This is a genomic window from Bergeyella porcorum (genome assembly GCF_042427575.1).
In the GTDB taxonomy this organism is placed as follows: Bacteria; Bacteroidota; Bacteroidia; order Flavobacteriales; family Weeksellaceae; genus Bergeyella; species Bergeyella porcorum.
In genome coordinates, this window is sequence record NZ_JBHMFD010000005.1 from 1 (window position 1) to 15395 (window position 15395).

14 protein-coding genes are annotated in these 15395 nt (G+C 38.2%); 10 read left to right on the plus strand and 4 right to left on the minus strand.

Features of this window, described 5'->3' with window-relative positions:
- Positions 1-782 (plus strand): IS30 family transposase (locus tag ACFFUE_RS02995; protein ID WP_376832741.1); only part of this gene is annotated, 782 nt, incomplete at its 5' end.
- Here the strand turns inward: ACFFUE_RS02995 and ACFFUE_RS03000 are convergent.
- Together ACFFUE_RS03000 and ACFFUE_RS03005 are read right to left on the minus strand one after the other, a co-directional pair.
- Positions 766-1686: a GLPGLI family protein gene (locus ACFFUE_RS03000; RefSeq protein WP_376832742.1), complete on the minus strand. Its 921-nt coding sequence runs from the start codon at positions 1684-1686 to the stop codon at positions 766-768. The genes ACFFUE_RS02995 and ACFFUE_RS03000 overlap by 17 nt on opposite strands.
- Before the next feature lie 90 nt (positions 1687-1776).
- Positions 1777-3384 carry a fumarate hydratase gene (locus ACFFUE_RS03005; protein ID WP_376832743.1) on the minus strand — a complete coding sequence of 536 codons (1608 nt, stop codon included), beginning with the start codon at positions 3382-3384 and terminating at the stop codon, positions 1777-1779.
- 208 nt (positions 3385-3592) lie between these two features.
- Here ACFFUE_RS03005 and ACFFUE_RS03010 point away from each other — a divergent pair, with 208 nt between their 5' ends.
- Positions 3593-4552 carry a hypothetical protein gene (locus ACFFUE_RS03010; protein ID WP_376832744.1) on the plus strand — a complete coding sequence of 320 codons (960 nt, stop codon included), beginning with the start codon at positions 3593-3595 and terminating at the stop codon, positions 4550-4552.
- Between the two features lie 146 nt (positions 4553-4698).
- Here the strand turns inward: ACFFUE_RS03010 and panB are convergent, their stop codons facing one another.
- On the minus strand, positions 4699-5514 hold the full coding sequence (gene panB / locus ACFFUE_RS03015; RefSeq protein WP_376832745.1) for a 3-methyl-2-oxobutanoate hydroxymethyltransferase: 816 nt from the start codon (positions 5512-5514) through the stop codon (positions 4699-4701).
- Between the two features lie 25 nt (positions 5515-5539).
- Positions 5540-6256, minus strand: coding sequence for a Crp/Fnr family transcriptional regulator (locus ACFFUE_RS03020; protein WP_327983797.1), 717 nt, complete (start codon positions 6254-6256; stop codon positions 5540-5542).
- A gap of 92 nt (positions 6257-6348) precedes the next feature.
- Between ACFFUE_RS03020 and ACFFUE_RS03025 the strand changes: the two genes are divergently transcribed.
- From ACFFUE_RS03025 to ACFFUE_RS03060, 8 genes are all read left to right on the plus strand, one after another.
- On the plus strand, positions 6349-8736 hold the full coding sequence (locus tag ACFFUE_RS03025) for a heavy metal translocating P-type ATPase (protein WP_376832802.1): 2388 nt from the start codon (positions 6349-6351) through the stop codon (positions 8734-8736).
- 115 nt (positions 8737-8851) lie between these two features.
- Positions 8852-9040, plus strand: coding sequence for a cbb3-type cytochrome oxidase assembly protein CcoS (gene ccoS, locus ACFFUE_RS03030; RefSeq protein ID WP_376832746.1), 189 nt, complete (start codon positions 8852-8854; stop codon positions 9038-9040).
- Between the two features lie 13 nt (positions 9041-9053).
- Positions 9054-11309, plus strand: a complete 2256-nt coding sequence (ccoN, locus tag ACFFUE_RS03035) for a cytochrome-c oxidase, cbb3-type subunit I (protein ID WP_376832747.1) — start codon at positions 9054-9056, stop codon at positions 11307-11309.
- Positions 11310-11333: 24 nt separating this feature from the next.
- Entirely contained in the window at positions 11334-11531 is a 198-nt protein-coding gene (locus ACFFUE_RS03040; RefSeq protein ID WP_327983799.1) for a cbb3-type cytochrome oxidase subunit 3, read from the plus strand.
- Positions 11532-11537: 6 nt separating this feature from the next.
- On the plus strand, positions 11538-12419 hold the full coding sequence (locus tag ACFFUE_RS03045) for a c-type cytochrome (protein ID WP_376832748.1): 882 nt from the start codon (positions 11538-11540) through the stop codon (positions 12417-12419).
- Between the two features lie 163 nt (positions 12420-12582).
- Positions 12583-14040 carry a cytochrome c oxidase accessory protein CcoG gene (ccoG, locus tag ACFFUE_RS03050; RefSeq protein WP_376832749.1) on the plus strand — a complete coding sequence of 486 codons (1458 nt, stop codon included), beginning with the start codon at positions 12583-12585 and terminating at the stop codon, positions 14038-14040.
- A 20-nt stretch (positions 14041-14060) separates the two neighbouring features.
- Positions 14061-14516, plus strand: coding sequence for a FixH family protein (locus ACFFUE_RS03055; RefSeq protein WP_376832750.1), 456 nt, complete (start codon positions 14061-14063; stop codon positions 14514-14516).
- The gene (locus tag ACFFUE_RS03060) at positions 14507-15244 is read left to right on the plus strand and encodes a sulfite exporter TauE/SafE family protein (RefSeq protein ID WP_376832751.1); all 738 of its coding nucleotides are present in this window, start codon (positions 14507-14509) and stop codon (positions 15242-15244) included. Before ACFFUE_RS03055 ends, ACFFUE_RS03060 begins: the two co-directional genes overlap by 10 nt.
- The last annotated feature ends 151 nt before the right edge of the window (positions 15245-15395 follow it).

Here is a 15395-nt window from a genome sequence, read left to right on the forward strand (position 1 = left end):
ATGCCGATGACCGAATACGCGACAAGAATAGGCGTAATACCTTTACCGATGATATGAAAAAAATCATCAAAGAAAAAATATTGCTGGATTGGTCACCCGAGCAGATAAACGGGTATTGTAGACAAAATGACATACCAATGGTAAGCGTTGAGACAATTTATCAGTTTATCTATAGTGATGCTAAAAATGGCGGAACGTTGTACACTAGATTGCGTACCCAAGTGAAGTCAAGGCGTAAAAGGTTGTCAAAATACAAAAAGAGGGGGATAATTAAAAACAGGGTTTCGATTCACGAAAGACCCGATATTGTGAACGAACGAGGACGATTTGGCGACTGGGAAATCGATTTGATAGAGGGGGAAAATCATAAAAGTTTCGCCCTTACAATGGTAGAACGGAAATCATCATTTTGTTTAATTCAGAAATTGAAAGATAAAAAAGCCAAGACGGTAGAGAAAGCAGTTGTTAATATGCTGGCTCCTTATAAGAAATACGTTCACACAATTACCTCTGATAACGGGAGGGAATTTATGAACCACGAAGCAATTTCGGCAAAGCTTCATACAAAATTTTTCTTTGCTGACCCATATAGTTCTTGGCAAAGAGGTCTAAATGAATATACAAATAAATTGATTCGTCAATATATCCCAAAGAAAAGTAACATCAAAGATTTTGATTTTCAATACATTGCAGAAGTCACCAAGCGTCTAAATACCCGACCTCGTAAAAAATTAGGGTATAAATCTCCAATTTCCCTATTTATTCCTATATTTGACGGGTAAATTTTCGCGTTGGGGGCTTGAATCTACACTTATAGAGATTCGGTTCTAATGGATTATTAAACTTTGCTAGTTTTTCTCGCTCTGTTTTTTCATAATAACGGATAATTTCATTATTATCGGTGATGGTTTTTTCATCTACTTTCAAGGTCATAGAATAGTTGGGCATTGCCAATTCTTGTTTCAGTTGCTTTACAGGGTCGTTAACATATTCTTTATAAAGCTTCTTAAATTGCTGTCTGTTGATTTTTAGAGGTTTTATAAAATTTCTCGCTTCCTCTTTCAGCTTTAAAAGTTTTTCCCAAGGCAGGCTTTTATCATCTAATTTCTCATTTCCCTTCAAAGTAAAACGATGTGTATTTTGGGCATCGTGCATTTTTACAATTAACCCTGATAATCCAGAAAATTTATAGGGACCTTCAGGCAGAGGAATTTCATTGGTAAACCACGCTGTCCATTCTTTTCCTTGATGGTTCATTGTGGCTTTTTGGCATTTGTATCCTTCTATTACTTCTGTTTCTGGATGCAATTTCCAGCTGAATTTTTGTGGTTCTTCTACCAGTAATGCTTCTGATTCTATCACCGTTTGCCATTGGGTGTTATAATTAGGGTACTGCTTGGTAACAACCTCTGGAAATTTCACTTTTTTAAAGGGAATACTGATACTGCCTGGACTGATTTTCCTTTGTTTAATGACCGATTCCGCTGCCAGAGAATCTCTTTGATAAGCGTCTTGGCTATAAAATACAGAATGATTTTTGTGAACATCCAGATTCGTAAGGGTTTTAGTCGTCTTATCCGTTTGCGTAGAATCTGTGGTAAACTCATATTCATAAACGAAACGATGGTATTGGGCATTGGTAATAAACCCTAAACATAAGAATAGTGTTGTTGCTAATGTTTTCATATATTTTCTTTCTGACCAAAATAAGAAAAAAAATCACAATGCCAAAATGCTGACATTGTGATTTTTAACTCTATTACATTGCTAAATAAATTAGTGAGCAATGCTCGCAAAGAAGTCGTTTCCTTTATCATCTGTAATGATGAATGCAGGGAAATTAACCACTTCTATTTTTCTTACGGCTTCCATACCGAGCTCCTCAAAATCTACCACTTCTACCGATTTAATGTTTTCCTTTGCCAAGATGGCAGCAGGTCCACCAATAGAGCCTAGATAGAAACCTCCGTATTTGGCACAAGCATCGGTCACCTCTTTGCTTCGGTTTCCTTTTGCTAGCATAATCATACTTCCGCCGTGGCTTTGGAATTCATCTACATACACATCCATTCTTCCTGCCGTGGTAGGTCCAAAGCTTCCAGATGGCATCCCTTCTGGGGTTTTTGCCGGCCCTGCGTAATAGATAGGGTGGTTTTTAAAATATTCTGGCATTGGCTTTCCACTATCAATGATTTCTTTAATTTTTGCGTGGGCTATGTCTCTGGCTACAATCAAAGTTCCATTTAGCTTCAATCTTGTTTTGATAGGATACTTGGAAAGTTCTGCTAAAATCTCTGGCATTGGACGGTTAAGGTTCACTTCCACCGCTTGCTCCAAATGTGGTGGTGTATCTGGTAAAAATCTGCTTGGATTCTCTTCCAATTGCTCTAAGAAAATACCGTTTTTATTAATCTTAGCCTTGATATTTCTATCTGCAGAGCAGGAAACCCCCATTCCTACAGGGCAACTCGCTGCGTGACGCGGCAAACGAATAACGCGAACATCGTGCGTTAAATATTTACCTCCAAACTGTGCTCCGATAGAGGATTCTTGGCAGATTTCTTGGATGCGTTTTTCCCATTCCAAATCTCTGAATGCCTGCCCTCCTGCGTTACCTTCGGTAGGTAGATGGTCATAATACCCCGCACTGGCTTTTTTCACTGCAGCAAGATTAGCTTCAGCTGAAGTTCCTCCAATAACAAATGCCAAGTGATAAGGCGGACAAGCAGCGGTACCCAAGTCTAAAATGGTTTTACGCACAAATTCTTCCAATGATTTTTCATTTAAAAGAGATTTGGTTTTTTGGTATAGAAAAGTCTTATTAGCGGAGCCTCCACCTTTGGCTAAGAATAAAAATTTGTATTCGTTACCTTGCTCTGCATAGATGTCTATCTGGGCAGGAAGGTTGGTAGCTGAGTTTTTCTCATCAAACATTGTAAGAGGCACTACCTGAGAATATCTTAAGTTTCTGTTTTGATAGGTGTTATAAATACCTTTGGAAATCCACTCCGCATCATTCACTCCCGTATAGACATTTTCGCCTTTCTTAGCAACACAAATAGCCGTTCCTGTATCTTGGCAGCTTGGCAACGCTCCTGCCACCGCTACTGCGGCGTTTTCCAAAAGATTGTATGCTACAAATCTATCGTTATCCGTAGCTTCTGGGTCATTGAGAATCTTTTGAAGTTTTTCCAAATGTGAGGAACGCAGCATAAATGAAACATCTGCCAAGGCGTGCTCTGCAAGTAGTTCTAATCCCTTCGGATCCACCGTTAGGATTTCTCTATCTCCTACTTTTTCTACTTTTACATAGTCTGATGTGAGTTTTTTGTATTTTGTATCATCCTTTAAAATAGGATAAGGCTCTTGATAATGAAATTCCATTGTTCCAAAAAATTTTATTGTGTAAATTTACAAAATGTAGAGCGTTTCAGTGGAACAATGTGGCGTTTTTATTTTAGTTTAAAATAGTTCTAAATAATTTTATTTTAGAAATTGACTGATATCAAATCTTCTCTAAACAAAAAAAAGAGTATTTCTTTCAACTATTAAATCTTAATTTATTACTTTTGTGAGGTTAAAAATACAATATATGGAAAACAATCAAAACTTTGAACCTCAAAAAAGCTCAGAAGAAATCAAGATTTCTAAAAAGAGTTTATACATTGGCATCGGCGTATTTTTGGTAGCAGTATGCGGTGCTGGAGGCTATTTCCTACTATCTGATAAAAACAAAGATGCAAACCCCAACAAAGCTATTTCAGACTCAGCTGTCGTAAAACAAGACTCAGCAAAATTAGCTAAACAAGACTCTGCCCGAATTCCTAATGAAGAAGGGGAATATGATGAGTCTTCTTACTCCGAATATAGAATTATTTCCTCCAGTATCAGCTTACCAAGCGGACAGGCACTTAAGTTTGGGGACAAAGTGTACGTTCACTACGAAGATTATAATAAAGAAGACCCTACGGTATTTTTAGAAAATCCTGATAGCAACCCTAATGCACAGAAAATCATCTTGAATAAAGATATGGTTATTGAAGATTATAGTTTTTCAGATTTCAAAAACAAGTTTTCTCTGCCTCCATACAATACGTTGCCTTCTAACATTAAGAAAGAGCTATTGGCTCAGGATGGGCGTTATTTCAATCAGAGCACTTATAATATCACCCAAAATGCAGAAAGGGCAAAATCCACTTTGGCATCTGGAGACTTTGATGGAGATGGTATAAAAGACTATGCTATAATCTTGGATGACAATGAAAATCAAAACTCTAGGCTTATCATTATTTCCGTAAACAAAGCCACAAAAAAAGCCTATTTAGCATTTGCAGAAAACTATTATAACAAGTTAAAAGTAAAAAGCTTTTCTAAAGGTGCTTCTATCTATATGAATTCTTCTGCTTTTGTAAAAGCACCTAGAGAAGGCGTTCTAATCATTGATGAAGGTGGCAGTACTGCTATTTTATACGATGCTAATGCTCAGCGTTTCAAGCCTTATGAGCAAATTCCTATGGGAGAAGCTAGTGCAATAGCAGATGAGGTAGAATAAGCATAGATGTACAATAGGCTTTAAACGGCAAGCAATAAGTTTTGAATCCGTTGTTAGCCTGAACGAAGTTAATCTGTAATTTAGAATAAAAAAGGCTACCCCCCACTTTCAGGTAGCCTTTTATCATTTATAAAGTTGAAAAAACATCAGTAACTTTCACTTACGCTAGGGAAGTTTTGTTCTTTCACATCTTTCACATAGGTAGATACAGCGCCTGTAATTTCAGTGTACAAGTTGAGGTATTTTCTAAGGAACTTCGGAGCAAATCCTTCGTTCATTCCTACCATATCGTGGTACACTAAAACTTGCCCGTCACAATGAACGCCCGCCCCTATCCCAATGGTGGGAATAGCCAATTGTGCCGTTACACGCTGAGCCAGTGCTGCTGGAATTTTTTCTAACACCACGCCAAAACATCCCATAGCTTGCAAAAGTAAAGCATCAGCAATCAATTTCTCTGCTTCAGCTTCTTCTTTTGCTCTCAAGCCATATCCTCCAAACTGATTGATACTCTGCGGCGTGAGTCCTAAATGCCCCATTACAGGGATGCCTGCATCTACAATCTTCTTGATGGCATCTGCTGCTTCGGCACCTCCCTCTAGTTTTATCGCATTAGCATCGGTCTCTTTCATAATTCTAATGGCAGATTCCAATGCTTTTTCAGGATTACTTTGGTAGGTGCCAAAAGGTAAATCCACAATTACCAAAGCTCTTTGTACCCCTCTCACTACAGATTGTGCGTGGTAAATCATTTGGTCTAAAGTGATGGGTAGCGTAGTACTATAGCCTGCCATTACATTAGCCGCAGAATCCCCCACCAAGATAGTATCCACACCACCCGCATCTACCATCTTAGCGGTGGTAAAATCATAAGCGGTGAGCATTGTGATTTTTTCACCTTTTTGCTTCATTTTGCGAAGCGTTTCGGTGGTTACTTTTTTGATTTCAGTATGAATGGACATTTTGATTATTTGAATTAAAAAAAAATTACAATTCCACTACGTGGGCTAATTTTTTCAATCGCTCGTGGCTCAAGATTTTGATATTTCGTCCTTCAGCTTTGATTAATCCATCGGACTTAAATTCAGAAATCAAACGGATGGCACTTTCTGTAGCGGTACCAATAAGATTAGCAATCTCTTCTCTGGTTAAAGAAATCTTGATAAAACCTTCTGGGTCTGTGCCCAATTTTAATTCTAAAAGTAATAATACTTCTGCTAATCTTTCTCTTACTGTTTTCTGTGCAAGGAAAGTAATGGTATTAGAAGATTCTCCTAGCTCATAGGCGAATTTTTGCAGCATTGCAAAAGACAGTTTTGGGTAAGTTTCTAATAAATGAATAAAGAAATCCCCAGGAATGAAAGCTGCCTCCACATCAGACATTGCCTCTGCTTTAGCTTTAAAATCTTCACTGATAAGGAGTGAGCGATAGCCTACCAAATCTCCCTCTTTGATAAATCTCAAGATTTGGTCTTTTCCGTACACACCACTTTTAGAAAGCTTTACCAAGCCTTTGGATATAAAGTAAACCCCTTGGGCATTTTCATTTTCTCCAAAAAGAAGTGTTCCTTTTTTCACATCCACATCTTTCTGAACTTCTTTAAACTTCTTAAAATCTTCTTCCGTTAGATAATCTTGAAAAAAATCCTCATTAAAAACACTCAATAGGTTCTTTTCAATCAATTCTTGCTTTTCTACTGACATAGCCTATGATATTTGTCAGCAAAAATAGAGTTTTTTCTTTCTACCAACCAAAGATTTTGTTATAATTTTGTGAGCTAAAATATTTGAGAATCGTGTCCGATAATTGTTTTCACTGTGGCCAACCCATTGATAAAGAAAGAATAAACTTTGATTCCAAGGCATTTTGCTGCAATGGTTGCAAGTCTGTTTATGAGATTTTAAACCTTAATAACTTGGGTAATTTCTATGAGCTCAATAAAAATTCTGGCATTAGACCCGATGAAAACTCTACGCAATTTGACTACCTAGACACTCCTGAAATTTTTGATAGAGTGACTGATTTTTCAGAAGGAAATACCACGCTGGTAACCTTTAAAATCCCTGTCATCCATTGCTCTTCTTGTATCTGGCTTTTAGAAAGTCTGAATACCTTGAATCCTCATATTAAGTTTTCTCAAGTGCATTTTACCAAGAAAACACTGCAGATTTCATTCAATCACAATGAATTGAAATTGAGCGAATTGGCAAAATTCCTCACCCATCTCGGCTACAAACCCGTGATTAGCCTAGAAACGGCAGACAAAGTAGAGCATCAGCTGGACAAGTCCCTTCTTATCAAGCTGGCGGTAGCAGGCTTTGCTTTTGGCAACGGAATGTTTTTCAGCTATCCAGAATACGCAATGGAAATCTTTGGTGCCACCGATTTTTGGATGGAAAAATACAAGCATCTATTCCGCTTCATTATGTTCTTGCTGGCGACACCAGTGGTGTTTTATTCGGCATCAGATTATTTTAAATCTGCACTTTATGGGCTTCGGAACAAGATTGTAAACATTGATGTTCCTATTGTCTTAGGGATTCTGGTATTATATGGTAGGAGCATCTATGAAGTGCTTACCGACTATGGTCCGGGGTATTTTGATACACTTTGTGGCTTACTGTTCTTTATGCTTCTAGGGAAAACATTCCAGAAAAGAACCTACAACGCCCTTTCTTATGATAGAGATTACAAATCATTCTATCCCATTGCGGTAACCAAGCTAGATAGCGAAGGTAAGCAGGAAAATATTTTGCTTTCCGAGCTTAAAGTGGGCGATAGAATTATGGTGAGAAACCAAGAAATTATCCCTGTGGATGTGGTGCTCATTAGTGGCAATGGAAATATTGATAATAGCTTCATCACGGGGGAAAGTGTTACCATTACTAAAAATCCTGGAGATAAAATCTTTGCGGGAGGGAAGCAGATTGGCTCTATTCTAGAATTGGAAGTGATAAAAAATGTTGACCAAAGCTATCTGACTCAGCTTTGGAATAAAGAAGCCTTCAAAAAGCAAGAGACTGGCTTGGATACACTCACTAACACTATTAGTAAGTATTTCACACTCGTTATTTTGAGCATCACCATTACTGCGGGAATCTATTGGAGTACCGTAGATTTTGAAAAGATGTTTCAGGTGGTTTCTGCCATTCTAATTATTGCTTGCCCTTGTGCATTGGCACTATCCGCACCATTCACTTTGGGGCACATTATGAGGATTTTAGGACGAAATAAATTCTATGTAAAAGACACGCTAACCATAGAAAAACTTGCTAAAACGGATACGCTGGTATTTGATAAAACAGGCACCATTACCCACGCTAAAAAATCCAACATTCAGTACGAAGGAACTGAAATTCAGGAATTTGATTTAAGGAACCTCAAATCGTTATTGAAAAATTCTAACCATCCTTTGTCTAAATCACTTTACGAATTTGTCACGGTGGAAGATGATTATTTCCCAGTGGAAAACTTTGAAGATACTCCCGGAAAAGGTTATACTGCTATGGTGCGTGGACACCGCTATAAGATTGGTTCAGCAAGTTTTAATCAACAGATTTCCAAAAATTTAGAAACCGCTGTTTACATCAGCAGAGATGAGGAGTTTTTAGGAAAATTCATCTTCAAAAACGAATACCGCAAGAATCTTTCTTCTCTTTTTCAAAAACTTAAAGCGTATAAAATCCACATTCTGAGCGGAGACAACGCTTCTGAAAAAGAACAACTTGAAAAGCTAATCCCTCGTTTTGATGGAATGGCATTCAACCAAGCCCCTGAAAGCAAATTGAGCTATATAAAAACATTACAAGATGCTGGCTGCAAAGTGGTAATGCTGGGCGATGGATTGAATGACGCTGGAGCCTTGAAGCAAAGCAATGTGGGAATAGCGATAGCTGATGATACCAACGCCTTTACGCCGTCTTCTGATGTAATTATGAACGGGGAGAAATTGGTAGAATTGGATAAATACCTTCACCTTTGCCAAGATGCAATGGCAATAGTAAAGCTTACCTTCCTCATCAGTTTTATGTACAATATCATAGGGATAAGTGTAGCGGTTTTAGGTCTGATGTCACCACTATTTGCTGCGATATTGATGCCTATCAGTTCCATTACCGTGGTTGCATTTACATCAATCGCTACTTGGATCAGAAGCATTAAATATTTCAAAATCAATACATAAAACCAATGTTGGTTATTTAGAAAAGTTTTAAATTAACATTTCTTTAACTATAAGTGAGGAATATCATATTTTTTCTCTAAATTTGGGGGATTTAAAATTTTAATTTTGCAATGCTATGGATATACTGTATTTGATGATAATTTGTAGTGTATCATTAGCCGTTATTTTCTTGATAATCTTCATTATCAATGCCAAGAAAGGGCAGTTTGAAGATGATGAATCCCCAGCGGTGCGGATTTTATTTGATGATGAGATAACAAATGATGAAGAAAAATCAGAAAATCAAAAAGAAGAAAAAAAGTAATTAATTATATCGTATGGAAACACAAAAGTTTAGTTATGACAACAGTATTGTGCGAGCATTCCTCTACGCTACCATCGTATTTGGGGTAGTAGGGTTTTTGCTTGGACTTACTGCTGCTTTGATGCTATTCTATCCCGAATTGCCTGAGTTCTTCTTGGGAACCGATGACTCTACCATTAAGAGTTTGGCTGCAGGTAATATTCAGGGATTAATCAATTCACAAGGGGCTTTCGGGTTCGGTAGAATCAGAATGCTTCACACCAGTGCAGTGATTTTTGCATTCGTGGGCAACAGTGTTTTTGCTGGGGCTTACTACTCTATGCAGAGATTGCTCAAAGCCAGAATGTTTAGCGATACTGTTTCTTGGCTTCACTTCTGGACTTGGCAAATTATGATTGTTGCCGTGGTGATAACATTCTTTATGGGTATCAATACCTCTAAAGAATACGCAGAGCACGAGTGGCCTATTGACATCTTAATCACCGTATCTTGGGTGCTATTTGGGGTTAACCTTTTTGGTACTATTGCCAAAAGAAGGGTGCGTCACTTGTATGTAGCGATTTGGTTCTATATAGGAACTTGGATTGCTGTAGCGATGCTTCACATTTTCAACAACTTGGCTGTGCCATTAACCATGTGGAAATCTTACTCTGCTTATGCAGGTGTGAAAGATGCTTTGGTACAATGGTGGTATGGTCACAACGCGGTGGCATTCTTCCTTACTACACCAGTATTAGGGTTGATGTATTACTTCCTTCCAAAAGCGGCGGATAGACCTGTATTCTCTTACAAGTTGTCCATCATCCACTTCTGGTCATTGATTTTCGTGTACATCTGGGCAGGGCCTCACCACTTGGTTTACACTGCTCTACCAGCTTGGACACAGGCTTTAGGTACAGGGTTCTCTGTGATGCTTATCGCTCCATCTTGGGGAGGTATGTTGAATGGTCTCTTGACCCTAAGAGGGGCTTGGGATAAAGTAAGGGAAAATCCTGTATTGAAGTTCTTCGTAGTAGCAGTTACGTGCTATGGTATGGCTACTTTTGAAGGACCACTTTTAGCAACTAAGACTTTAAATAAAATTGGACACTTTACCGATTGGGTTATTGGGCACGTTCATATTGGTGCTTTAGGATGGAATGGCTTTATGGCGTTCGGTATCATCTACTTCCTCGTTCCAATTATGTGGAGAACCAAGTTATGGTCTGTGAAGTTGGCTAACTGGCATTTCTGGTTAGGTACTTTAGGAATTATCTTCTATGCTGTTCCTTTATATGTAGCTGGTTTCACACAAGGTTTGATGTGGAAGCAATTTAATCCTGATGGAACTTTGGTATGGAAAAATTGGTTGGATACCGTTACAGCTATCATTCCTCACTTTATTGCAAGATTTGTGGGAGGAGCATTGTATGTTGCTGGTGCTATTTTAATGTGTATTAATGTTGTTGCTACAGTAAGAAAAGGTTCATTCCAAAAAGAAGTACCTGCTGAAGCACCTGCATTGGCAAACATCAGCTCTGCAAGAAAAGAGGGGGAAGGCACTCACCTTTGGTTAGAAAGAATGCCGTTGTTGTTCTCTATTCTTTCATTCGTAGCAGTGGCTATTGGTGGAGCGGTACAGATTATCCCTACACTTACTGTGAAAGAAAATGTACCAACAATTGCAGCGGTGAAGCCATATTCACCACTAGAATTAGAAGGTAGAGACTTATATATCCGCGAAGGATGTAACGCGTGTCACTCTCAGATGATTCGTCCGTTCCGTGATGAGGTAGTAAGATTTAACGGTAAAAACGGACAATACTCTAAAGCAGGAGAGTTTGTATATGACAGACCATTCCTTTGGGGTTCTAAGAGAACTGGACCAGACTTGCACAGACAAGGTGGTAAAAACCCAAGCTCTTGGCATTACAAGCATATGTATAACCCAAGATCTACTTCTGCAGGTTCTATTATGCCGCGTTACCCTTGGTTGATTTCCAATGATTTGGATAGATCACAGATGGTAAATAAGCTGCAACTAATGAAAGATGTATTTGATGTTCCTTATACAAAAGCGGAAATAGACTCAGCCAATACTTGGGCAGACAACCAAGCTAAAGATATTGTAAAACAAATCTTTAGTGAAGCAGCAGACTTGAAGCAAGCTTATGCTGATAGACCAGCGGGTGAGTTGGAGAAAAAAGAAATCATCGCATTAATTGCTTATTTGCAAAGATTGGGTACAGACATTAAAACTACTCAAGTACAAACAGCAAGTAATAATTAATATTCATCCAGAAGCATTAGTAAAATGATACCTCAGAATCTAAGAGATATATTATCAAACGAGCAATACACAGGGTTGTTTCAGACCCTGGCTCTGCTGATATTTATGGCATTTTTTATCGGAATGGTGTTCTATGTTTTTAGCAGACCTAAAAAATACTACCAAGATGATGCTAATGCTCCATTGGACGATGATGAACAACCTTTTAATTTTAAAAATTAAACTCTTATGAAACAAAGAACTCCTGTCATTGTTAATATACTCGTTATCCTTACGATACTTTTTGTAGTATATTATATGTTTGTACAGAACACTTCATTCTTAGCATCTCCATATTTTTGGGGAACAGTGGTGATTAGTTGCATTATGGCTTTGATTCACGGCTCTATTGGAGATCTTATCGAGAATCAAAAGTTCAAAAACTTATCCGAAGAAGAGAAAGCGGCTTACCTTCAGCTAAAAAACAAGCCTTACTTCAAATCCCTTTGGGAAAGTGCTTTCAAAAAGCAATCGGCTAAAGAGGAAAAAGATATGCTTATCGACCACGGGTTTGATGGCATTATGGAGCTAGACAACCAGCTTCCGAAATGGTGGTTAGGATTATTCTGGTTCGGTGTAGCGTATTGTGTGGTATATATTGTTGCGTTTTTCTTTACGGATTTTGCTAATCCTATTAAGGAGTACGATGAGGAGCACAAAGCTCAGATTGCTTCCGTAGAAGAATATATGAAAACTGCTCCACAGGCTACTTTAGAAACGGCTAAATACTCTGCAGATAACATTGCTGAGGGAGAAGAAATCTTTAAAACCAACTGTGTGTCTTGTCATATGGATGGTGGTAAAGGTGGTATTGGTCCAAACCTTACAGATAACAATTGGATTAATCAACCAGAATCTACACTCTTCAAAAGTGTATTCCACGTAGTGTGGAACGGTTCTCCTAATAACCCTACGATGGTGGCTTTCGGTAAAAACGGACAGCTTACTGGTAATGATATTGAGAAAGTGGCAGCGTACATCTATCATATCAACCAAGAGCAACAACCTGTTACCCCAGCTCAAGGGGGTGCCGCTCCGCAAGGAGAAGTTGCTAACTGGGAAAAACAATAGTTTATTAGCTTAAATTGAAAAATCCATCCTTTTTTAAGGGTGGATTTTTTTTGAGTCACATTTAATTTTATCCATTCTAAATAAGACTTTTTTCATATTAAGGGGATAAGTCCTTTCATAGAATTTAGGTAAATTTGTACTCAATTTTATTAATTCTAAAATAATGTCTGAAAATAAATCTCAAAAGGAAGTGAAAGGCGGACAAGGTCAGGTTTTAGACCCAGAAACCTTCCGTGACTCTGTGAATACAATGGACCAAACAGGGAAGAGAAAATGGGTTTATCCAAGAAAACCAAAAGGAAAATATACCAACTATCGCCTATTGGTGAGTATCTTTTTGCTTATTGTGTATTTCTCCCTTCCTTTTGTGAAAATCAACGGAAATCCTTTCTTACTGATTAATGTCTTAGACCGAGAGTTTTTCATTTTGGGACAACCGTTTTATCCTCAAGATTTCTTTATCCTAGCATTAGGCGCCATCACTTCTATTGTATTCATCATTCTATTTACGGTGGTGTTTGGTAGAATTTTCTGCGGGTGGATTTGCCCACAAACTATCTTTATGGAAATGATTTTTAGAAAGATAGAGTACGCTATAGAAGGCGATAGAAATAAGCAAATCAAGCTAGACAATCAGCCTTGGAATGGTGAAAAAATCTGGAAGAGAGGACTAAAATGGAGCATTTATATTGTGATTTCCCTCATCATCACCCACTTTATGTTTATGTACATTGTAGGCTATGGGGAAGTGTTCAAAATTATGAAAGAAGGACCTTTTGCTCATCCTACCAATTTTATGGTGATGATTCTCTTCACGGGTGCTTTCTATTTTGTATTTGCGTGGTTCAGAGAGCAAGTATGTACATTAGTTTGCCCTTATGGAAGATTACAAGGGGTACTGATAGACAAGCAAACCATCAATGTTTACTATGATTTTAAGCGAGGCGAAAATCGCTCTAAATGGAGAAAAGGGGAAGATAGAAAAGCCTTAGGCAAAGGCGATTGTATAGATTGTAACCAGTGCGTAGTGGTATGCCCTACGGGAATTGATATCCGAAACGGACAGCAGCTGGAGTGTGTAAACTGCACCGCTTGTATTGATGCTTGTGATGAAGTAATGGAAAAAGTAGGCTTACCGAAGGGGCTCATTCGCTATGCTACAGAAGATGAAATAGAGCAAGAAAGACCGTTTAAATTCACGGGAAGAATGAAAGCCTATACCGTAGTATTAGCTCTTCTGGTTGGGTTTTTAGGATTTTTGCTTTACAACCGTGGAACGATGGAAGCCAAATTCATCAAGCCAGCGGGTTCTACTTTCTTTGTGAAAGATGGCAAGATAAGCAATACCTACAACTATACTTTCCTTAACAAAAGCAATGAGGATAAAGTGGTTACCATCAAGGTGCTTAGCCCTAAAAATGGCACTATAGTACTCAGCGAGAATAATAAAATTAAAATCAAAAAAGACCAAATAACCAAAGGCACCATTAATGTAAGCTTCCCAGAAGCTGAAATTAAGCTTTCTAAACAGAATGTTACCATCGGTGTTTATGATGAAAAAGGAACGCTATTGGATTCTTACGAGACTTATTTTGAAGGACCATTTAAGCTTAGCTTTTAATATTTTTGAATGATTAGATTATGCTGAAAAAATTCACTTGGGCACACGGCATCATTGCAGCAATGGGCTTGTTTATGATTTTCATCCTTTCAATGATTTTCATCTTCACACAAAACTGGCAAAATGCCGAGATGGTATCGGAGAACTATTATGCAGATGAACTGGCTTATCAAGGCGTTATCAATGCTAAAAACAATGCAGATGCTTTATCTGAAAAACCTAGCTTTCACCAAGATATCAATGGCATTACCATCACCTTTCCAAAAGAAAGGAAGATAGATGAATCTATAGTAGATTTTCATCTGTTCAGAACCAATGATGCAAAATTGGATGTGAAAAAGCCTCTGACCTTAGACGCTAATAATAGCATCACAATCCCAAGTAAAATTATTTTCCCAGGTTCATATACTTTGAAAATCACTTGGAAAGAAAATGATAAACCTTACCAAATAGATTACGATGTCTTATGGAAATAGCATTAATACTCTCCGCATTAGGCTTAGGCTTTGCATCGGGCTTCCATTGCATTGGAATGTGTGGCCCTATTGCCCTTTCTATGGGGTTAACTAAGAGCCAAGCTCTGGGCTTTCAGTTGCAAAACATCACTTATAATCTAGGGCGGATGGTTACCTACGCCATTCTGGGAGGTCTTTTGGGCATTGTAGGAGAGGGGTTTAATATGGTGGGCATACAGAAATACCTATCCATAGCCGTGGGAGTGCTGATGATTATTATGGCGGTATTTTCTTTTGGTGGAAAAGATTTCGCTTCCAGAATACCCTTTCTTTCAGGTTGGTTATTGAAGGTAAAAATGGCTTTGGGCAAGCTCCTACAAAAAGGCGATTATCGTTCCAGATTCCTCACAGGTCTGCTGAACGGGTTGCTCCCTTGCGGTATGGTTTACATTGCCCTTACGGCTTCATTGGCGGCTGGTGGCGTATGGCAGGGGGCAGTATTTATGGCGTTATTCGGATTGGGAACCTTGCCTTTTATGTTTGCGGTGGTGTTTGCTGGGGCTATGATGACGCAGGCTTTTAGACTGAAAGTTCTTAGATTCATTCCTATTGTAATGATACTATTGGGTGGGCTATTTATTTTGAGAGGCTTAGGCTTGGGTATTCCCTATCTTTCCCCAAAAGAAGAAGCCTTGCAAATCATTCATCACGATGAGATGCACCATGATGGAGAGCATTCTTGCCATTAGATCAGCCATTTTGATGAAAACTAAAATTGATATAATGCTTTCATATAAAAGCCCGCCTGCTTTTTAAAAATACAGGCGGGCTTTTTAGAAAAAGATTTAAGGCTTTTGGTTGATGGATTAATTTTCGTTAGAAATCATATCGTAATAAACT

Bases quoted from the DNA above. Each gene is read 5' to 3' on its own strand.
- ccoG (WP_376832749.1), top strand. From the start codon at position 12,583: ATGTCTGAAAATAAATCTCAAAAGGAAGTGAAAGGCGGACAAGGTCAG.
- ACFFUE_RS03010 (WP_376832744.1), top strand. From the start codon at position 3,593: ATGGAAAACAATCAAAACTTTGAACCTCAAAAAAGCTCAGAAGAAATC.
- ACFFUE_RS03005 (WP_376832743.1), bottom strand. From the start codon at position 3,384: ATGGAATTTCATTATCAAGAGCCTTATCCTATTTTAAAGGATGATACA.
- ccoN (WP_376832747.1), top strand. From the start codon at position 9,054: ATGGAAACACAAAAGTTTAGTTATGACAACAGTATTGTGCGAGCATTC.
- ACFFUE_RS03020 (WP_327983797.1), bottom strand. From the start codon at position 6,256: ATGTCAGTAGAAAAGCAAGAATTGATTGAAAAGAACCTATTGAGTGTT.
- ACFFUE_RS03060 (WP_376832751.1), top strand. From the start codon at position 14,507: ATGGAAATAGCATTAATACTCTCCGCATTAGGCTTAGGCTTTGCATCG.
- ACFFUE_RS03045 (WP_376832748.1), top strand. From the start codon at position 11,538: ATGAAACAAAGAACTCCTGTCATTGTTAATATACTCGTTATCCTTACG.
- panB (WP_376832745.1), bottom strand. From the start codon at position 5,514: ATGTCCATTCATACTGAAATCAAAAAAGTAACCACCGAAACGCTTCGC.
- ACFFUE_RS03040 (WP_327983799.1), top strand. From the start codon at position 11,334: ATGATACCTCAGAATCTAAGAGATATATTATCAAACGAGCAATACACA.
- ACFFUE_RS03055 (WP_376832750.1), top strand. From the start codon at position 14,061: ATGCTGAAAAAATTCACTTGGGCACACGGCATCATTGCAGCAATGGGC.
- ACFFUE_RS03000 (WP_376832742.1), bottom strand. From the start codon at position 1,686: ATGAAAACATTAGCAACAACACTATTCTTATGTTTAGGGTTTATTACC.
- ccoS (WP_376832746.1), top strand. From the start codon at position 8,852: ATGGATATACTGTATTTGATGATAATTTGTAGTGTATCATTAGCCGTT.